The sequence below is a fragment of the Achromobacter sp. ES-001 genome, assembly GCF_019448355.1.
Taxonomy (GTDB): Bacteria; Pseudomonadota; Gammaproteobacteria; order Burkholderiales; family Burkholderiaceae_B; genus Achromobacter; species Achromobacter spanius_B.
Map to the genome: position 1 here is coordinate 1,752,869 of NZ_CP079940.1, position 17,679 is coordinate 1,770,547.

General features: G+C 64.0%; 21 protein-coding genes and 1 tRNA gene. 15 read left to right on the forward strand and 7 right to left on the reverse strand.

The features are described 5' to 3' along the window. Positions 1-20 precede the first annotated feature (20 nt). The 9 genes from dxs (at position 21) to KYT87_RS07840 (ending at position 8,085) form a co-directional block, all read left to right on the forward strand. Entirely contained in the window at positions 21-1,889 is a 1,869-nt protein-coding gene (gene dxs / locus KYT87_RS07800) for a 1-deoxy-D-xylulose-5-phosphate synthase (RefSeq protein ID WP_104143192.1), read from the forward strand. 295 nt (positions 1,890-2,184) lie between these two features. Further along, complete coding sequence (folE2, locus tag KYT87_RS07805; RefSeq protein ID WP_046802799.1) at positions 2,185-2,982, forward strand: GTP cyclohydrolase FolE2; 798 nt, start codon at positions 2,185-2,187, stop codon at positions 2,980-2,982. Positions 2,983-2,989: 7 nt separating this feature from the next. Further along, positions 2,990-3,913, forward strand: coding sequence for a DUF817 domain-containing protein (locus KYT87_RS07810; RefSeq protein WP_046802800.1), 924 nt, complete (start codon positions 2,990-2,992; stop codon positions 3,911-3,913). 215 nt (positions 3,914-4,128) lie between these two features. Beyond that, positions 4,129-4,503, forward strand: a complete 375-nt coding sequence (gene rpsF, locus KYT87_RS07815) for a 30S ribosomal protein S6 (protein ID WP_006218306.1) — start codon at positions 4,129-4,131, stop codon at positions 4,501-4,503. Between the two features lie 51 nt (positions 4,504-4,554). Next, a complete protein-coding gene (gene priB, locus KYT87_RS07820; RefSeq protein ID WP_046802801.1) occupies positions 4,555-4,878 on the forward strand; it encodes a primosomal replication protein N in 324 nt (107 codons plus the stop codon). A gap of 118 nt (positions 4,879-4,996) precedes the next feature. Continuing rightward, complete coding sequence (gene rpsR, locus KYT87_RS07825) at positions 4,997-5,269, forward strand: 30S ribosomal protein S18 (RefSeq protein WP_006218308.1); 273 nt, start codon at positions 4,997-4,999, stop codon at positions 5,267-5,269. Positions 5,270-5,284: 15 nt separating this feature from the next. Next, entirely contained in the window at positions 5,285-5,740 is a 456-nt protein-coding gene (gene rplI, locus KYT87_RS07830) for a 50S ribosomal protein L9 (protein ID WP_046802802.1), read from the forward strand. 126 nt (positions 5,741-5,866) lie between these two features. Continuing rightward, positions 5,867-6,706 (forward strand): hypothetical protein, encoded by an 840-nt coding sequence (locus KYT87_RS07835; protein ID WP_120154478.1) that lies wholly within the window; start codon positions 5,867-5,869, stop codon positions 6,704-6,706. Continuing rightward, positions 6,703-8,085: a replicative DNA helicase gene (locus KYT87_RS07840; RefSeq protein ID WP_006218311.1), complete on the forward strand. Its 1,383-nt coding sequence runs from the start codon at positions 6,703-6,705 to the stop codon at positions 8,083-8,085. Before KYT87_RS07835 ends, KYT87_RS07840 begins: the two co-directional genes overlap by 4 nt. Positions 8,086-8,206: 121 nt before the next feature. Here KYT87_RS07840 and KYT87_RS07845 read toward each other — a convergent pair whose 3' ends face one another. The 5 genes from KYT87_RS07845 to KYT87_RS07865 all read right to left on the reverse strand — a co-directional run bounded on the left by KYT87_RS07845 (position 8,207) and on the right by KYT87_RS07865 (position 11,923). Continuing rightward, the gene (locus KYT87_RS07845; RefSeq protein ID WP_046802804.1) at positions 8,207-9,184 is read right to left on the reverse strand and encodes a bile acid:sodium symporter family protein; all 978 of its coding nucleotides are present in this window, start codon (positions 9,182-9,184) and stop codon (positions 8,207-8,209) included. 207 nt (positions 9,185-9,391) lie between these two features. Beyond that, entirely contained in the window at positions 9,392-10,372 is a 981-nt protein-coding gene (gene pdxA, locus KYT87_RS07850) for a 4-hydroxythreonine-4-phosphate dehydrogenase PdxA (protein WP_120154480.1), read from the reverse strand. Then, positions 10,369-10,677 carry a hypothetical protein gene (locus KYT87_RS07855; protein WP_052945921.1) on the reverse strand — a complete coding sequence of 103 codons (309 nt, stop codon included), beginning with the start codon at positions 10,675-10,677 and terminating at the stop codon, positions 10,369-10,371. The genes pdxA and KYT87_RS07855 overlap by 4 nt, the downstream gene beginning before the upstream one ends. 104 nt (positions 10,678-10,781) lie before the next feature. Next, positions 10,782-11,240 carry an Lrp/AsnC family transcriptional regulator gene (locus tag KYT87_RS07860; RefSeq protein WP_046802807.1) on the reverse strand — a complete coding sequence of 153 codons (459 nt, stop codon included), beginning with the start codon at positions 11,238-11,240 and terminating at the stop codon, positions 10,782-10,784. Between the two features lie 77 nt (positions 11,241-11,317). Beyond that, complete coding sequence (locus KYT87_RS07865; protein ID WP_219991965.1) at positions 11,318-11,923, reverse strand: hypothetical protein; 606 nt, start codon at positions 11,921-11,923, stop codon at positions 11,318-11,320. 183 nt (positions 11,924-12,106) lie between these two features. Here KYT87_RS07865 and KYT87_RS07870 point away from each other — a divergent pair, with 183 nt between their 5' ends. After that, positions 12,107-12,352: a hypothetical protein gene (locus tag KYT87_RS07870; protein ID WP_046802809.1), complete on the forward strand. Its 246-nt coding sequence runs from the start codon at positions 12,107-12,109 to the stop codon at positions 12,350-12,352. A gap of 236 nt (positions 12,353-12,588) precedes the next feature. Then, on the forward strand, positions 12,589-12,861 hold the full coding sequence (locus KYT87_RS07875) for a hypothetical protein (RefSeq protein ID WP_255594000.1): 273 nt from the start codon (positions 12,589-12,591) through the stop codon (positions 12,859-12,861). Between the two features lie 9 nt (positions 12,862-12,870). Here KYT87_RS07875 and KYT87_RS07880 read toward each other — a convergent pair whose 3' ends face one another. Together KYT87_RS07880 and KYT87_RS07885 are read right to left on the reverse strand one after the other, a co-directional pair. Further along, the gene (locus KYT87_RS07880; RefSeq protein ID WP_046802810.1) at positions 12,871-13,434 is read right to left on the reverse strand and encodes a DedA family protein; all 564 of its coding nucleotides are present in this window, start codon (positions 13,432-13,434) and stop codon (positions 12,871-12,873) included. Beyond that, positions 13,431-14,870: a PLP-dependent aminotransferase family protein gene (locus KYT87_RS07885; RefSeq protein WP_219991966.1), complete on the reverse strand. Its 1,440-nt coding sequence runs from the start codon at positions 14,868-14,870 to the stop codon at positions 13,431-13,433. Before KYT87_RS07885 ends, KYT87_RS07880 begins: the two co-directional genes overlap by 4 nt. A 157-nt stretch (positions 14,871-15,027) precedes the next feature. Between KYT87_RS07885 and KYT87_RS07890 the strand changes: the two genes are divergently transcribed. The 4 genes from KYT87_RS07890 (at position 15,028) to KYT87_RS07905 (ending at position 17,679) form a co-directional block, all read left to right on the forward strand. Next, positions 15,028-15,429: a hypothetical protein gene (locus KYT87_RS07890; protein WP_104143195.1), complete on the forward strand. Its 402-nt coding sequence runs from the start codon at positions 15,028-15,030 to the stop codon at positions 15,427-15,429. Positions 15,430-15,453: 24 nt separating this feature from the next. After that, positions 15,454-15,530: transfer RNA gene (locus KYT87_RS07895), tRNA-Met, on the forward strand. Between the two features lie 248 nt (positions 15,531-15,778). Next, positions 15,779-16,123 carry a hypothetical protein gene (locus tag KYT87_RS07900; RefSeq protein ID WP_046802813.1) on the forward strand — a complete coding sequence of 115 codons (345 nt, stop codon included), beginning with the start codon at positions 15,779-15,781 and terminating at the stop codon, positions 16,121-16,123. A gap of 368 nt (positions 16,124-16,491) precedes the next feature. After that, the gene (locus KYT87_RS07905) at positions 16,492-17,679 is read left to right on the forward strand and encodes a TIGR03862 family flavoprotein (protein ID WP_255594156.1); all 1,188 of its coding nucleotides are present in this window, start codon (positions 16,492-16,494) and stop codon (positions 17,677-17,679) included.

The following is a 17,679-nucleotide window of genomic DNA, read 5'->3' on the forward strand; positions in this document are numbered from 1 at the left end:
TCAACGAACCCCAAAAAAGCATGACGACTGATTTATTGGACCGCATTCAATCCCCGGCAGACCTCAAGCGCCTGGATCGTCGCGAGCTGAAAAAGCTTGCCGACGAACTGCGCGGCTTCGTGCTGGAGTCGGTATCCAAAACGGGCGGGCACCTGTCGTCCAACCTGGGCACGGTCGAGCTCACGCTGGCCCTGCACCAGGTGTTCGACACGCCGCATGACCGCATCGTCTGGGACGTGGGCCACCAGTCCTACCCGCACAAGATCCTGACCGGCCGCCGCGCCGGCATGGCGCAGTTGCGGCAACAAGGCGGAATTTCGGGCTTTCCCAAGCGCAGCGAATCCGAATACGACGCCTTCGGCACGGCGCACTCGTCCACGTCGATCTCGGCGGCGCTGGGCATGGCGGTGGCCTCGCGCAATGCGGGCGTGCAGCGCCAGCACATCGCCATCATTGGCGACGGCGCGATGTCGGCGGGCATGGCTTTCGAAGCCATGAACAACGCGGGCGTCACGCCCAACATCAACCTGCTGGTGATCCTGAACGACAACGACATGTCGATCTCGCCGCCGGTGGGGGCGCTGAACCGCTACCTGGCGCGCCTGATGTCGGGCCGCTTCTACGCCACCGCCAAGAACGTGGGCCGCGCCGTCTTGCAGCACGTGCCGCCCGTGCTTGAACTGGCGCGCCGCTTTGAAGAGCACGCCAAGGGCATGGTCACGCCGGCCACGCTGTTCGAGGAATTCGGCTTCAATTACGTCGGCCCCATCGACGGCCATGACCTGGACGCGCTGGTGCCCACCTTGCAGAACCTGAAGGCGCTGCAAGGCCTGCAATTCCTGCACGTGGTCACCAAGAAAGGGCAGGGCTACAAACTGGCCGAGGCGGACCCGGTGCTCTATCACGGCCCGGGCAAGTTCGATCCCGCCGTCGGTATCCTGCAATCGAAGGCGCCGGGCAAGCGCACGTTCACGCAGGTCTTCGGGCAGTGGTTGTGCGACACGGCCGAGCAGGATACGCGCCTGGTCGCCATCACCCCCGCCATGCGCGAAGGCAGCGGGCTGGTCGAATTTGAAAAGCGGTTTCCGCTGCGCTATTTCGACGTCGGCATCGCCGAGCAGCACGCCGTGACGTTCGCGGCGGGCGTGGCCTGTGAAGGGCAAAAGCCCGTCGTGGCCATCTACTCGACCTTCATGCAGCGTGGCTACGACCAGTTCATCCACGACGTGGCGCTGCAAAACCTGGACGTGACGTTCGCCTTGGACCGCGCCGGTATCGTCGGCGCGGATGGCGCCACCCATGCCGGCAATTACGACACCGCTTTTCTGCGTTGCGTGCCCAACATGGTGGTGGCCACGCCGTCCGACGAAAGCGAAACCCGCTTGCTGCTGTCGACCTGTTATCAACATCCCGGCCCGGCGTCCGTGCGCTATCCGCGCGGCGCGGGTTGCGGCGCGGTCGAGGCCCCTGGCCTGGATACGGTGGAGCTGGGCCGGGGCGTGGTGCGGCGCGAGGGCAAGAAAATCGCCATCCTGGGTTTCGGCACGCTGGTGCAAGCGGCGTTGGCCGCAGCCGGCAAGCTGGACGCCACGGTGGCGGACATGCGCTTCGTCAAGCCGATCGACAAAGCCCTGATTCTTGACCTGGCCGGCCGCCACGATGCGTTCGTCACGATCGAGGACGCGTCCATCATGGGCGGCGCGGGCAGCGCGGTGCTGGAAGTGTTGAGCGCTGCTGGCGTGCAGATTCCGGTCCTGCAACTGGGCTTGCCGGATGTCTTTATTGACCATGGCGAACAGTCGGCCCTGCTGGCCGGCATCGGTTTGGATGCCGCCGGTATCGAGCAGTCGATCCGTAACCGCTACGCCGAGTTGCTGGCGAAAGACTAAGGCGGTGGCACTTAGCCGGTTTCACTTGGCCGGCCAAGTGCAACTGGCCGTGATCGTCCCACTCGGCGGTCGACCCACTTGGCGCTTGATCCAGCCGGTGGTCGACCCAGCCGTACTTTCCGGCCATGACCTCGCCGCCATTGCCCGGAATCTGGAACAGTCTGTTCCGCCGTCACCGACCTACCCATAGAAGGGTTTTCCCAGGCGTAGGCAAGGCTTTGGGCGATAATGGCCCCCTCTTCAAGTTTCCTAGGCGCGTCCGCAAGCGATCGATCGCCTAGACAGGTACGCTGACATGAATTCTCCGATCGACCCCGCCCTGGTAATGCCCGATGTCCAAAGTTCGGCGGACACCCGGCACATCCCGATTCAGCGCGTGGGCATTCGTGGCGTGCGCCATCCCATGCTGGTGGAAGGCGGTGATGGGGCGCCCCAGGGCACCGTCGCCAACTGGACGCTGACCGTTGCGCTGCCGCCCGAAGAAAAAGGGACGCACATGTCCCGTTTCGTGGCGCTGCTGGAAAAGTACCGCAGCACGCCCATGACGCCGGCCCGGTTCCGCGCCATGGCGGCCGACATGCTGCCGTTGCTGCACGCCGAAAGCGGTGACATCACCGCCGCGTTTCCGTATTTCATCAACAAATCCGCCCCCATTTCGGGCGTGCAAAGCCTGTTGGACTACGAAGTTCAGTGGATCGCGCGCGCCAAGGGTAATGCGGTCGAATTCGAGCTGGTCGTCCAGGTGCCGGTGACCAGCCTGTGCCCGTGCTCGAAGGCCATCTCGGAGTACGGCGCGCATAACCAGCGTTCGCATGTGACTGTGTCGGCCATTCTTAGCGACGACATCAGCATGGACGGCGTGATCCGCCTGATCGAAGAAGAAGGCTCGTGCGAACTGTGGGGCCTGCTCAAGCGGCCTGACGAGAAGTACGTGACCGAACGCGCTTACGACAATCCCAAGTTCGTCGAAGACCTGGTGCGTGACGTGGCCGCGCGCTTGACGGCGCACCCGGGCATCGCGCGGTATCGCGTTGAAGCCGAGAACTTCGAATCGATACACAACCACTCGGCCTACGCCGTCGTGGAAGGCTGAGCCCACCGTGCATCATCCGGCGGCCACCGATTGGCCGCTTATCGCAAGGCTGCAAGCCTGGGAATCGCGGCTGGCCAATAACCTGGCTGGCCGCGGCCGTTTGGGCGTGGCGTTCTACGAGTTTTTCCGCTTCGGGGTCAAGCAAGCCTGGGCCTGCCTGTTCGGCGGGTTGATGTGCGCGCTGTTGCTGGGCACGCACTGGTGGTACCCCAAGGATGCGCTGCTGGCGCGCTACGATTTCCTGACGCTTGCGGCGCTGGGTATCCAGGCCGTCTTGTTGGCGCTGCGCATGGAAACCTGGAGCGAAGCCCGCGTGATCCTGATGTTCCACGTAGTGGGCACCGGCATGGAAATCTTCAAGACGGCGGCCGGGTCCTGGATCTACCCCGAGGCCAGCGTGCTGCGCATCGGCGGCGTGCCGCTGTTCACGGGCTTCATGTATGCCGCAGTGGGCAGTTATCTGGCGCGCGTCTGGCGCCTGTTCGATTTCCGTTTTCGCGCGCATCCCCCGCTGGTGGCCACCGTGGCTTTGTCAGCGCTGATCTATGTGAACTTCTTCTCGCACCATTTCGTCATGGATTTCCGGTGGTTGCTGTTTGCGCTGACCGCCGTGCTGTTTGCCCGCACCTGGGTGTATTTCCGCATCTGGCGCGTCTATCGCCGCATGCCGTTGCTGCTGGGGTTCGTGCTGGTGGCCTTGTTCATCTGGTTTGCCGAAAACATCGGTACGTTCGCCAATGCCTGGCGCTATCCAAACCAGTCCCACGCGTGGCAATGGGTGTCCATCGCCAAGCTGGGGTCGTGGTTCCTGTTGATGATCATCAGCTACGTGATGGTCAGCGTGGTTAATCGGCCCAGGGAAGTCGCTGTTGCCGATCTGCCGCAAGCGGCGGGGCAGGGCGGCGAAAACGCCCCGTCCCTGATTTCCTGACGCCCCAGTCGCTTGCGAACCGATGCTCAATCGGTAATAATCGAGGGCTTTCTTGCTCGACCGCCCATGGTTTTTGGGTAGCGGGCTGCCCCTTGCCGGGCTGATGTCTTCTGTGTACCACCACAGTCTTCTGTGAACCACTACACAACCACCCATGATGGAAAGCGCGGGTGCAAGACGCCAGGCCGGCAGGACATCCTCAAGGAGTTTTACTCATGCGTCACTACGAAGTAGTGTTTATCGTTCACCCCGACCAAAGCGAGCAAGTGCCCGCCATGGTCGAACGCTACCAAGCGCTGGTTACGGGCCAAGGCGGCTCGGTTCATCGCCTGGAAGACTGGGGTCGCCGCCAACTGGCCTACCCGATCCAGAAGCTCGTCAAGGCTCACTACGTCTGCCTGAACATCGAGTGCGGCCAAGCCACGCTGGATGAGCTGGAACACTCGTTCCGCTACAACGACGCCGTTCTGCGCCACCTGGTCATCAAGACCAAGAAGGCCCAGACCACGCCCTCGATCATGATGAAGTCGGTTGAGCGTGAAGAAGCCCGTAAGGCTTCGGCTGAGGCTGTCGCGGTTCAGCCCGAATAAGCAGGGCTCACGCAGAGCTCAACTTATGAAGTCCCCTTGGTGCCTGGCAGGATGAATCAGCTGGAACTTAGCGCGCGCGTTCTTGAATGCGAGCCTTTGCGCCACACTCCCGCCGGCCTGCCCGCACTGGAAATGGTGCTGGCACACGAGTCCGAAGTTATCGAAGCCGGCCATCCGCGCCGTGTTGAATTGACGATTACGGCCGTGGCACTGGGCGATCTGGCGTTGCTGTTGAAGAACACCGCGTTAGGGTCTGAATTGCTGGTGCAGGGGTTTTTGGCTCCCGCCCGCAAGGACTCGGTGAAGATCAAGCTGCATTTGCAGCAGGCACGCAAGATCAGCGGTAGCGCAGGACGCGATCCGCAGGTGGCTTGAACAGGTTGAGCAAAGGGTGCGAGAGCGCCTTCTGAATACGGATAGGTTATGGGGAGCTGGGCCCGGTTTCTAAAAACCCCGGGTAAAACCCGCCCCCTCAAACATAGAGGCACATATCATGGCTTTCTTCGGAAAACGCAAAGAAAAACGCAAATTCACGCAGCAGAACCCGCTTTTCAAGCGTCGTAAGTTCTGCCGCTTTACCGCAGCCGGCGTCGAAGAGATCGACTACAAGGATCTGGACACCCTGCGCGACTTCGTGCAAGAAAACGGCAAGATCATCCCGGCTCGCCTGACCGGCACCAAGGCAATCTACCAGCGCCAGCTGGACACGGCCATCAAGCGCGCGCGCTTCCTGGCTCTGTTGCCTTACACCGACAACCACAACTAATCCGGGGCACTGAAAATGCAAGTTATTCTGCTCGAAAAAGTCGTCAACCTGGGCAACCTGGGTGAAGTCGTTCGTGTGCGTGACGGTTACGCCCGCAACTTCCTGATCCCCCAGCGCAAGGCCCGTCGTGCTACCGATGCCGCCCTGAAGGAATTCGAAGCTCGCCGCGCCGAACTCGAAAAGGCCCAGGCTGAAAAGCTGGCCGCCGCCCAAGCTCTGGGCGAGCGCATCTCCGGCTACCAGCTGAAGATTGCCCAGAAGGCTGGTGTTGACGGCCGTCTGTTCGGCTCGGTCACCAATGCCGACATCGCCGAAGCCCTGAAGAAGGCCGGTTTCGAAGGCGTTGAAAAGGCGCAAGTGCGTCTGCCCAACGGCCAGCTGAAGTCGGTTGGCGAGTTCCCGATCCAGGTCGCCCTGCACGCCGACGTTGTCGTCGACGTCACGGTTCTGGTGGAAGGCGAACTGTCCTAAGCCGTACCCGCGGTAAAAAGAAGCCGGCCCGCGCGCCGGCTTTTTTTCTTTTTGACCGGCCGTCGTTGCGTTCCGCCTTGTCGGCATTACGCATCGCGCGCCATCTTGCCCAGCTCAGAGGACCTCTTGACCCACCCGCCCGTCCATCACAACGCGCCGCCCGGCCTGCGCGCTTGGCTCGACAGCGTCGACGCCTTGCGCGAACCTTCGGTGCGCGACGTGACGATCGATGGCGTGCGCTGCATCGTCAAGCGCCGGCGGCCCAGTTTTGGGCGTGGCGTCAGCTATGCGCTGCGCTATGTGCGCGCCTTTCTGCTGGGCGTGGGCTGCAAGCTGTTCCTGGGTGAATTTCCGCGCCCCGGCGTGTTGCTGCGCAATGGCCTGACGCATGAAGCCCAGCGTCTGTCGATGCTGCTGGAGGCCGGTTGCCGTGTGCCCGAAGTGTGGTGGCAGGAACAGGGGCTGTTGGTGCTGGAATACGTGGGCGACGACCTGGCTGATCTGATTCGCAACGAAGACGCGACCTCGCAGCTGTGGCTGACCCGCGCGGCGGCCGCCGATCTGGCGGCCTTCCACGCGCGTGGCATGTGGCACGGCGGCGCGCAGATTCGTAACGTCACCCTGCAGGACGGCGAGCTGTGGCGCATCGACTTCGAAGAGAACATCGGGTCGACGCTGTCGCGTCCGCTGGCCCAGGCGTACGACCTTTTCCAGATGTTGTCCTCGCTGGTGTCTTTGCGTAAATTGCCCGATGACGTTGCCGTCACGCTGGGTACACTGGCGCTCGACGTGTATCTGGACAGCAATCCCGATGCCGCCGTCAAAGCGCGCCTGACCCGTCTGGCCCGCATTCTTTGCAGTGTCGCGGCGCCTTTGCGTCCCTTGTTGCGGCGGCTTCCGTCGCGCGATGTGCAAGGGTTTTTTCGCGTTGCGGACATCCTGCAGCCGTTACTATTGAAGTCATGAATACACCTGCCGATCCCCAGCTTGAATACCTGCGCGTTCCCCCCCATTCCATCGAGGCGGAGCAGTCGGTTCTGGGCGGCCTGCTGCTGGACAACACCGCGTGGGACCGCATCGCCGACGTGCTGGTCGAAGAAGACTTCTACCGCCACGACCACCGGCTGATCTGGCACCACATCGCCCGGCTGATCGGCCTGGCGCGTCCCGCCGACGTCATCACCGTCAATGAATCGCTGATCAGTGCCGGCAAGGCCGAGGACTCGGGCGGCCTGGCCTACCTGAACGCGCTGGCGCACAACACGCCGTCGGCCGCCAACATCCGCCGCTACGCCGAAATCGTGCGCGAGCGCGCCATGCTTCGCAAGCTGGTGTCCATCGCCGACGAGATCTCGTCGGCCGCCCTGAACCCTCAGGGCAAGGAAGCGCGCCAGCTGCTGGACGAAGCCGAATCCAAGGTGTTCAAGATCGCCCAGGAAGGCTCGCGCGGCGCCGCCGGCTTCCAGGAAATCCAGCCGCTGCTGACCCAGGTAGTGGAACGCATCGACGAGCTCTACCATCGCGAAGGCAGCTCGGACGTGACCGGCGTGCCCACCGGCTTTACCGACCTGGACAAGATGACGTCCGGCATGCAGGGCGGCGACCTCATCATCGTGGCCGGCCGCCCGTCCATGGGCAAGACCTCGTTCTCGATGAACATTGGCGAACACGTCGCGATTGAGCAGGGCCTGCCCGTGGCGGTGTTTTCCATGGAAATGGGCGCCGTGCAGCTGGCGATGCGTATGTTGGGTTCGGTCGGCCTGCTGGACCAGCATCGGATGCGTACCGGCAAGCTGATCGCCGACGACTGGCCGCGTGTGACGCACGCGGTGCAGCTGATGCAGGATGCGCAGGTGTACATCGACGAAACGCCCGCGCTCAGCCCCATGGAAGTGCGCGCGCGTACGCGCCGCCTGGCGCGCCAATGCGGCCAGCTTGGGCTCATCATCATCGACTACCTGCAACTGATGTCGGGTAACGGCTCGGGCGAAAACCGTGCCACCGAAGTGTCGGAAATCAGCCGCTCGCTCAAGGGCCTGGCCAAGGAACTGAACTGCCCGCTGATTGCGCTGTCGCAGCTGAACCGAAGCCTGGAACAACGCCCCAACAAACGCCCCGTGATGAGCGATCTGCGCGAATCGGGCGCTATCGAACAGGATGCCGACGTGATCCTGTTCATCTATCGCGACGAAGTCTACAACCCGGATTCGCCCGACAAGGGCACGGCCGAAATCATCATCGGCAAGCAGCGTAACGGCCCCATCGGCACGGTGCGACTGACATTCCAGGGTTCGAGCACGCGCTTTTTGAACTTCTCGGGCGCGCAGCCGCGAGACATGTACTGACCGGGTACTGATCCTGTACTGACCGCCATCAAGACTGCCTTGGTCGCGGCCCAAAAAAAACCGCGCCCCGTTTCATGGGGCGCGGTTTTTTTAACCCTGAGCGCAATAGCAATCGCGGCGATCAGCCTTCGATTTCAGGACGCTTGCCATAGCGCGCGGCCAACACGCCGCACACCATCAGCTGGATCTGGTGGAACAGCATCAAGGGCAGCACGATGGCGCCCACGGCGTGGCCGGCGAACAGCACCTGCGCCATCGGAATGCCGCTGGCCAGGCTCTTTTTCGAACCGCAGAAGAGCAGGGTGATGCGGTCTTCCACATTGAAGCCGAACATCTTGCCGGCCAGCGCCGACAGGCCCAGGGCAAGCGCCAGGATGACCGCGCAGCACACCACCAGGCCGGCAAGTGCCGGGATGGGCGTGGTGCTCCACAGGCCTTCGTTGATGGCCTCGGAAAAGGCGGTATACACCACCAGCAGGATCGAACCCTGGTCGACGAACTTCAGCATGGCCTTGCGCTTGTGCACCCAGGCGCCGATCCAGCGCCGCGCGAACTGGCCCAGCACGAAGGGCAGCAACAGTTGCAGCATGATCTTGCCGACCGCGTCGAACGAAATCGGCGCGCTGCCGGCATTGGCCACGACCGTGCCCACGAGCAGCGGCGTCAGGAAGATGCCCAGCAGGCTGGAGGCCGACGCGCTGCACACCGCCGCGGGCACGTTGCCGCGCGCCATCGACGTGAAGGCGATGGCCGATTGCACCGTGGCGGGCAGGCAGCACAAGAACAGGATGCCCAGATACAGCTCGGGCGTGACCAAGGGTTCCAGCACCGGCTTGAGCGCCAGGCCCAGCAAGGGAAACATCAGGAACGTGGCAGAGAAAATCGTCAGGTGCAGCTTCCAATGCGTCAGGCCGGCGATGATGGCCTCGCGCGACAGGCGCGCGCCGTGCAGGAAGAACAGCAGGCCGACCGCGATGTTTGTGATCCAGCCAAATATCACCACGCCTTGACCGTGCGCGGGCACGATGCTGGCGATGATGACGGTGCAGATCAGGTAGAGGGTGAAGCGGTCGGGCAGAAGGCGGACTAGGCGTGACATGGATGGATAGAGAGGAGCAGACGAAAGCGGGAACAACGCGCTGCGAACCAGGCGGCAAGGCAAGCGGCAAGCCAAGCGGCAAGCCAAACGGCAAGCCAAACGGCAAGCCAAGCGAAAACCCCGCGGCGAATCAAGCCTGGGCAGTCGGCGGCGCATGGGATGCGTCGGAAACGGGGCGTATTGTAGTCCCCGTCGCCGTCGTGCGCCTCAGGGTGTCATTGCCAGCGCCAGGTCGAACGCGGCGACCAGCGAGGCGTGGTCGGCCACACCCCGGCCGGCAATGTCGAAGGCGGTGCCGTGGTCGACACTGGTGCGCACGAAGGGCAAGCCCACCGTGACATTCACGCCGTGGTCCAGCCCCAGGTACTTGACCGGGATCAGGCCCTGGTCGTGGTACTGCGCGACCACGATGTCGAATTCGCCCCGGCGGGCGCGCATGAAGATGGTGTCGCCTGGCCAGGGGCCGCTGGCGTCGATGCCTTCGGCGCGCGCGCGGGCGATTGCCGGTTCAATGATGTCGACGTCCTCGCGGCCAAACTTGCCGCCTTCGCCGGCGTGCGGGTTCAGGCCCGCCACCGCCACGCGCGGCGCGGCGATGCCCATCTGGCGGCACGCGCGGTCGGCCAGCCGCATGGCGGTCAGCTCGGCGTCGGGCGTGATGCGCGCGATGACGTCGGCCAGCGCCACATGTATGGTCACCAGCAGGACGCGCAGCTCGTCGTTGGCCAGCATCATGGCGAAGTCCTGCGTGGCCGAGCGGTCGGCCAGGATTTCGGTGTGGCCGGGGTAGTCGATGCCGGCCTCGTGCATGGACTTTTTGTTCAGCGGCGCGGTGACGATTGCGCGGATGCGCCCGGCCTGCGCGTCGTCGATCGCGGCGCAGACGTAGTCGTAGGCGCCGCGTCCCGCCGCTGCGCTGATCTGCCCCAGTGGCAGATCGTCAGGCAGGGCCGGACTACAGGCGATGACATGGATGCGCGCCGCATCGGGTCCGGCCTGGCTGACATCGCGAACTTCGACAACGTCCAGGCGTGCGCCCAGCTGGGCAACCGCGCGGCGCAGCGCGCCCGCATCGCCGTACACCACACAGGGGGCGCTCAGGCCTTGCGCGATCGCCTTGACGACGATTTCAGGGCCGATGCCGGCGGCATCGCCCATGGTGATGCCCACGGGCAATGCGGCGTTCACGATGCCTTGTCCTTGGGCGGCTCGACCACGCCGCATTCGAACGTGACCGTGGCGCGCTTGGAGCCCAGGCCCGTGGCGTGGTTTGACGTCACCTTCGGCTTTTGCAGCTTGCGGCCGATGTCCTGGCAATACTGATCGGCGCGTTGCAGCGTCTGGTTCTTCAGTTCTACCCACGTCAGCAACTGCGTGCCCGAACTATAGGTAACGCTGTAAGTGTCTTTGCCGACGGAGGTGACCTCGCTCATGCTGGAGCAGGCGGCTAGCAAGGTCAGCAGGGCGGCGGCGGGGGCAAGGCGTGCAAGCATGGGGCATCCAGAAAACGCGATATCCGCCATTACAACACCATGTCGGTCCGCGAGAAAAGACGGCCGACCGGTCCGGGCGGGGCAGCAGACGCCCGCGGGCACGTTCAGGGGGCGGCCACGGCGCTCCGGCGGTCGACCTTGCGGCTAAGGACGATGGACGTCTGCGTTTGTTTGACGCCGTCGATCAGGCCTATGCGGTCCAGCAGCTCGTCCAGCTGCTCGTGGGTTTCACAGCGCAGGAAAATCAGGTAGTCATAGGGCCCGCTGACGGACGAAACCTCTTCCACTTCCGGCATCCGTTCCAGTTCGCGGATCACGGCGGCCGGTGTCTTGGGCAGCACGCTGATGAAGCAATAGGCGCGCACGGCGGCTTCTTCCAGCCGGCGACCCAGGCGCACGCCGTAGCCCGACACGATGTGCTCGCGTTCCAGCCGCGCGATGCGGGCGACCACGGTGGTGCGCGCCAAACCCAGCTTGCGCGCCAGGATTGCGGCGGGTTCGCGCGCATTGGCCGAGAGCAGGCTGAGCAATTGCCGGTCGATGTCGTCGAGTCGTTCGTTCATGCAAAAGGCGTGCGGCAAATAGCGAAGAGCCGACGGTACAGGCGCGGGCCCGCCCGCGTCAATGCGATGACGCGTTGCTAGCCGTCCGATTCCGGGGGAATGCCGCCGTGGTAGATGCGGCCATCGAATTCGAATCGGGTGATGTTCTTGTGGGCCGCGTCGAAAATGCGATCGCGGCTGGCGTCGGTCAGGCCGTCGTGGTCGGCGAAGCGGAAGCGGCAAAGGTCGATGTCGCTGTCATAGAACACCGAATTGACGTAGCGGCTGACGTCGGCTTCATGCGCAAAGTGCGCGAATTCGCGCAGCTGCTCCATTTCGTGGAAGGCGCCGTTGCGGCTGACCAGCAACATGCCGAATTTGCGTTCCTCGTCGGGCACTGGCTCCGGCGCGGGGGGCGTGCTGGCTGACAAGGCTTCGTCATAGTCGAAGCGGGCGCCGGCGTCGTGCATGGCGTCCAGCACGCGTTGCCATTGCGCTTCATCCAGCGACAGGCGCGCCATCATGAAGAACAGGCGTTGCCGGCCTAGCGTGCGCGGCTCGGGGCCGCCCAGGAAACTTGGCCACGGCGTTGCGGCATCCAGCCCGGCCAACTCGGCCATGCGCGCGTCACTGAATCCCAGCCTGTCCTGCAAGCGCTGCAAGGATTGGGCATCTGGCGGTGCATAGTTCTGGATCGTCTTCATACGCGCGCTCCGGTGGCCCCGTGCGCCGTGGATGGCGCCCGGCGGCGTGCGCCGCGGTGCTTGAGCGGCTACGCTTTATGCTAGCGCGGGCCCTGGCGCTTGCCTAGCGCGGCCCAGGCGTACGGGGGCGGTGGGGGGCATGCTAGGATTTGCGCCGATCATTACTGCCAGGAGGCTTCAGCCATGGATACTCAAGAACAAATCGCCGTTATCGTCCACACCATTTCGCACCAGGGCGGCCGCATTGACGCGTTGAATTCGACGCTGCTGTCGATGCTGCATCTGGCCAAGGCATCGCCGGGCCTGCGCGAGGCCATCGAGGCGCAACTGGAACAGAACTACTCCAGCCTGCTGGCTCGTTCCGAAAACCCCCAGTATGTGGCGGGCTTCGAAAGCGTGCGCGACATGATCATTGCCGCGTTGAAATAAGCGCCTGGGGGCGGGCGCCAGGGTCTGTCTTGGCAAGGGCTGTTCTGCGTCGCATCGACCGGAAAGTTACCCACAGCTTCTGTGGACAAGCCTTGGGATAGTCCGGGCATAGATTCGCATTTGCCTTTAAATACAAAGGCTTGGACAGGGCGGTCAAAGGTGGCTCCATTTGCGCGTTTCAAGCGCGCGATTGTGTGGTGTCCACACGGCCGCCAAGCCGGGTAATATGCGGCCCCATGCGGAATCAGTATCGATTGGAACATCCGGGCAGCGCCATGTTGGCGCGTGTCTCGGAAGCGGCAAAGCTGGCGGCGTTCGACCCCGGCAAACTCTCACCCGAAGCGCGCGAGAGCTGGGAGCGCATGGGCCATGGCTTTAAGGCGTGGCACGACTTCGACCAACGCCATCCCATCCTGCGCCGCCTGGCGCTGCTGCCCTTCATCGGCGGCTGGTACCGCAAGGCCCGCCGCCGTCACGTGCTGCGCGCCAGCGGCAGGTTATTCAGCTGACGACGGCGGTCAACGACGGCGCCGCGCCAGCAGGTGATAGGCCAGGCCGATCACCACCCCGATCGCCAGGGCCACGGCCAGCTTGGTCTCTACGCCATGCAGGCGCCCCAGCAGCGATTCAATCGTCTGGCCGAACGCATAGCCCACCAGGCTGAAGCAGACCGCCCAGATGACGGCGGCAATGGCATTGAGCACCAGAAAGCGCAGCGGCGGCACGCGGGACATGCCCAGCGCCACCGGGCCGACGGTACGCAAGCCATACAGAAATCGCAGGCTGAGGATGAATCCGTGCGGGTAGCGGTCGATGGCGGCAAGCGCCCTTTCAAAGGCGGGTTTTTCGCGGATGCGCCGCACGTAGCGGTGATCGCGATAGCGGCGGCCCAGGAAAAACAATAACTGGTCCGCGATGAACGACCCGGCAAACGCGCACAGCATCACGTACGGCAGGTGCATCAGATGCTGGTGCGCCAGAAAGCCGGCGAATACCACGACGCTCTCGCCTTCCAGGAACGTGCCGGCCAGCACGGCCCACAGCCCGTAATCGACAATGAACTGGTGCAGGGACGCATTCATGTGGCGCCTTCACCGACAATGCGCGCCAGGGTCAGCAAGGCGCGCGAGATGTCGGGCGTGGTGCGCTGGCCGCAGCTGATCCGCAGGAAGTGGTTGTAGCGCGTGCTGTTGGAAAACATGGCGCCGGGCGCGACCCGGATGCCTTGGCGCAACGCGGCTTCGAACACATCCATGCCGGACCGGCCGTCTGGCATTTCCACCCACAGCAGCATCCCGCCTTGCGGCACGCTTAGCCGCGTACCGCGCGGAAAGTGCGCGGCAATGGCTTCGGCTGTCTGGTCGCGCTGCGTTTTTAAATGTCGCCGCAACCGTGCCAGGTGGCGGTCATAGGCGCGCGACCCCAGGTATTCGGCAACGGCGATCTGCGCCAGCGGTTCATTCGGCCGGCTTTGTGCGTACTTGAGCATGGCGATGCGCGCCTTCCAGCGTCCGCCCAGCAACCAGCCCAGCCGCATGCCCGGCGCCAAGGTTTTGTGCATCGACGAACAATAGATGACGTTGCCGGTGGCGTCCCAAGACTTGGCGGCCGCCAGCGGCGCGTCGTCATCGGTCAAGGCGCCGTAGGTGTCGTCTTCGATCAGCGGCACCTGCTGGCGCTCGCACAGCGCGACCAGACGCGCCTTTTCCGCGTCGGGCATGACGCAGCCCAAGGGGTTCTGGAAATTGGGCACCACCACCACCGCGCGAATATTGCCGTGCGTCTGAAACGCCAGGTCCAGGGCCTCGATGGACAGGCCATGTTGCGGGCTGGTGGGGATTTCCAGCGCCCGCATGCCCAGGCTTTCCAGGATTTGCAGCAGGCCGAAATAGGTGGGCGATTCGACGGCGATGGTGTCGCCGGGTCGGGCCACCGCGCGCAGCGCCAGGTTCAACGCTTCAATGCAGCCGTGCGTGACGATGACGTCATCCGGCGTGGCATTGATGCCGTTGGCCAGGGCGCGGCGCGCCAGCACCGTGCGCAAATCGGGATGGCCTTGCGGGGGCACCGGGCTGACCAGCACATGGGGCGACACGCGCAGCGCGCGCGTCATTGCCTGCTTCAAGGCATCCATCGGATACGCCTCGGGCACCGCCGCCGCCAGCGCAAAGTTGGCGCTGACGGGATGGGCCTCGCATTTGGCGATGAAGTCCGAGACGCGATCGTGGATGCCGACATATTGCGCGGCGCCCAGCGCTTGGCGGATGTCGGGCTCGCTAACGGGGGGAATGCTGTTGCGGCGCGCCTGCAAGACGAAATAGCCCGAGCGGGGCCGGGCTTCGATCAAGCCGTCGTCTTCCAACCGGCGGCAGGCCTGCAAGGCGGTAGACAAGCTGACATGGTGCGTGCGCACCAGCGTGCGCACGGAGGGCATGCGCTGCTCGGGCGCCAGGACGCCCGTCTGGATGGCGCGCCGGTAGTGGTTCGCCAAGCGTAGGTACAGCGGTTGTGCATCCATGTGCCGATCATGCTCCGGGTGGTTGGACTGAAGGAAGGCACAGATTCGAGAAAAGTACACCATAACAGCGGCGAAATCGAGCATCTGCATCGGTACAGAAAGCGGCGCTGTGTGGCTGTTGCGCGAAGCAGGGCGGGCGTAGCCTGTCATTGTCCGATTGGAGAACATCATGCACCCCGACCTTGCTTCCCCCACCCCCTCCCAAGCCCCCTCTCGCCGTGTCGAAATCGCCTCGGGCGCCAGCCGCGCATTCGTCCTGAAGGCGGGGGCAACGCTGGTCTGCGTGTCTGGCAGCGTACGGGTCGAACAAGTGGCGGCGGGCGCGGAAGCCGCGGGCTGCCTGCATCTGCCGCGTTCGGTGCGCGTCAATGCCGGTGAAGCGCATGGCATGGCCGAAGGCGGGGTGGTACGCGTGACGGCGATTCAGGCCGCGGATGTGATCTGCGTCGACCTGCCCGGTCCAATTGCTCGCTTTTTGAACGCTATGACAAAAATATTTCGCCGTAAAACGGCCAAATCCGCGAATAATCGGCTGGGTGCGCTGCACAAGATTTCATAATGGTGTATGATTCATCACATCAGACGCGGGGTGGAGCAGTCTGGCAGCTCGTCGGGCTCATAACCCGAAGGTCGTAGGTTCAAATCCTGCCCCCGCAACCAGTTTCAAGAAAAAGCCGCGATGCATATCGCGGCTTTTTTTCGTCTGCGCTTTTCGTCTGCGCTTTTCGTCTGCACTTTTCGTCTGCGCTTTTCGTCCGCGCCGCTTGTCTGTTCTTTTCACGTTCACTTGCCCTGGGTCAATCCTTTGTTCCAGTCCGGAGTTTCCCGGATGTGCCCGCCCGCACAGCGCCTCAACCCTGAGCTACCATGGGTCACGCGCGCTAGGTTGCCGCACAAGAGGAGGGTCCATGGGTACAGCAAAATACGATCATCCCGGATTTGTCGCCGACACAGGCGCTGAAGGCAAGTACCACGTCGGCATCTGGTGCCCGCACGGTTATCCCGCCCACATCCACATTGGCCGGCCTGCGGAACGCGGTGATCCCCAAGCGCTGTTGCGCCTGCGCATCCCGGATGGCGTCTTCCAGTCCTTGCCCGATGATCCCGAAACCCTGTGCCGCCGCGCGCTGGGCCAAGCCATGGGCGCGGGCTTGCTGCGAACCGTGGCCGTGGACGGCGAATATCAGGAGCTACGTTTCGAGATGGACGCCGAGCCCTGGTCGGGGCCCATGCAAGCCGCGGGTAACGCCTGAGGGCGGAAGTTACCCACAGCGACTGTGGACAAGCCTTGGGATAGCCTTTGCGCATGTCCGAATTGTCCAGTGATAACAAAGGCTTGGCGCCTGCGGTCAATAAGTGGCCGGTGCCAGGCCTTTTTCTTTGCCCGATAGCGGCGTCGCGCTGACTCCGCGCGCACTCGCAAGCCGGTCTGGCGCCAAGCGCCATGCGACAATCCTTCCCGCGTTTTGTCGTCTGCGACTCGTTCCTAATTTCCCATGCACTGTCTTCTATCTTCCCTTCCGCCCGCCATGATGGGCCGGCTGCCATGACGAACCTGCACCAGGAGGCGTCCTCCACCGCGCCGCGCGTCGCGGTCATTGGCGGTGGACCGGCGGGGCTGATGGCGGCGGAAGGCCTGGCCGCACACGGCTTGCAGGTCGATGTGTTTGACGCCATGCCCTCTGTCGGACGCAAGTTCCTGATGGCTGGACGCGGCGGGCTGAATCTGACGCATAGCGAAGGCCCGAGTGCATTCCTGGCGCGCTATGGCGCGCGCGCGGATTACGTCGCGCCCTGGCTGCAAGCCATGGACGCGACGGCGCTGCGCGAGTGGGCCCACGCACTTGGCATCGAAACGTTTGTGGGCTCGTCGGGCCGCGTATTCCCGCAAGAGATGAAGGCCGCGCCGCTGTTGCGCGCGTGGTTGGCGCGGTTGCGTGCCGGCGGCGTGCGTTTCCACATGCGGCACCGTTGGCTGGGCTGGCCGGAAGATCAGGCGATGTCCCCGCAAACGCTGCGCTTCGAGACGCCCGACGGGGTCCGGACGTGGGCGGCGGATGCGCTCGTGTTGGCGGTGGGCGGCGGAAGCTGGGCCAAGCTGGGATCGGATGGCGCCTGGGTGCCGGGATTGCAGGCGCACGGCGTGCCTGTTGCGCCACTGCGCCCGGCCAACTGTGGCTTCGACGTGGCGTGGTCCGCGCACTTTGTTGAGCGTTACGCGGGCCAGCCCGTCAAGTCGGTGTCCATGTCGTGCGCCGCGATGCCGACGCGGCAAGGCGAATTCGTGGTGTCCGCAAGCGGTATCGAAGGCAGCCTGGTGTATGCGCTGTCCGCGGCGTTGCGCGATGAAATCGACCGATCCGGCCGCGCGGTCGCGATGCTGGACCTGGCGCCCGACTGGACGCAGGACAAAGTCAACGCAGCCGTCATACATCCACGCGGTGCGCGCTCCATGTCCAGCCACCTGCAAAGCCGCATGGGTTTGACCGGCGTGAAGGCGGGCCTGCTGCGCGAATGCGCGACGGCGGAAGACTTCAAGGACCCGGCTCGGTTAGCCATGCGCATCAAGGCACTGCCGGTGATGCTGTTGCGGCCGCGTCCCATGGACGAAGCCATCAGCACGGCGGGCGGCGTGGCGTTTGATGCGGTGTCGGCGGGTCTGATGCTGGAATCGGCGCCCGGCGTGTTCTGCGCGGGCGAAATGCTGGACTGGGAAGCGCCGACGGGAGGCTATCTGCTGACCGCCTGCATGGCCAGTGGCGTGGTCGCCGCACTGGGCGTGCGCGCATACCTGGCTAGCCAGCGCTAA

Bases quoted from the DNA above. Each gene is read 5' to 3' on its own strand.
- KYT87_RS07880 (WP_046802810.1), bottom strand. From the start codon at position 13,434: ATGAATGCGTCCCTGCACCAGTTCATTGTCGATTACGGGCTGTGGGCC.
- KYT87_RS07875 (WP_255594000.1), top strand. From the start codon at position 12,589: ATGCGGAATCAGTATCGATTGGAACATCCGGGCAGCGCCATGTTGGCG.
- KYT87_RS07885 (WP_219991966.1), bottom strand. From the start codon at position 14,870: ATGGATGCACAACCGCTGTACCTACGCTTGGCGAACCACTACCGGCGC.
- KYT87_RS07865 (WP_219991965.1), bottom strand. From the start codon at position 11,923: ATGAAGACGATCCAGAACTATGCACCGCCAGATGCCCAATCCTTGCAG.
- KYT87_RS07900 (WP_046802813.1), top strand. From the start codon at position 15,779: ATGGGTACAGCAAAATACGATCATCCCGGATTTGTCGCCGACACAGGC.
- KYT87_RS07840 (WP_006218311.1), top strand. From the start codon at position 6,703: ATGAATACACCTGCCGATCCCCAGCTTGAATACCTGCGCGTTCCCCCC.
- dxs (WP_104143192.1), top strand. From the start codon at position 21: ATGACGACTGATTTATTGGACCGCATTCAATCCCCGGCAGACCTCAAG.
- KYT87_RS07860 (WP_046802807.1), bottom strand. From the start codon at position 11,240: ATGAACGAACGACTCGACGACATCGACCGGCAATTGCTCAGCCTGCTC.
- priB (WP_046802801.1), top strand. From the start codon at position 4,555: ATGAATCAGCTGGAACTTAGCGCGCGCGTTCTTGAATGCGAGCCTTTG.
- KYT87_RS07870 (WP_046802809.1), top strand. From the start codon at position 12,107: ATGGATACTCAAGAACAAATCGCCGTTATCGTCCACACCATTTCGCAC.
- KYT87_RS07845 (WP_046802804.1), bottom strand. From the start codon at position 9,184: ATGTCACGCCTAGTCCGCCTTCTGCCCGACCGCTTCACCCTCTACCTG.
- rpsF (WP_006218306.1), top strand. From the start codon at position 4,129: ATGCGTCACTACGAAGTAGTGTTTATCGTTCACCCCGACCAAAGCGAG.
- rplI (WP_046802802.1), top strand. From the start codon at position 5,285: ATGCAAGTTATTCTGCTCGAAAAAGTCGTCAACCTGGGCAACCTGGGT.
- KYT87_RS07855 (WP_052945921.1), bottom strand. From the start codon at position 10,677: ATGCTTGCACGCCTTGCCCCCGCCGCCGCCCTGCTGACCTTGCTAGCC.
- KYT87_RS07905 (WP_255594156.1), top strand. From the start codon at position 16,492: ATGGCGGCGGAAGGCCTGGCCGCACACGGCTTGCAGGTCGATGTGTTT.
- rpsR (WP_006218308.1), top strand. From the start codon at position 4,997: ATGGCTTTCTTCGGAAAACGCAAAGAAAAACGCAAATTCACGCAGCAG.
- folE2 (WP_046802799.1), top strand. From the start codon at position 2,185: ATGAATTCTCCGATCGACCCCGCCCTGGTAATGCCCGATGTCCAAAGT.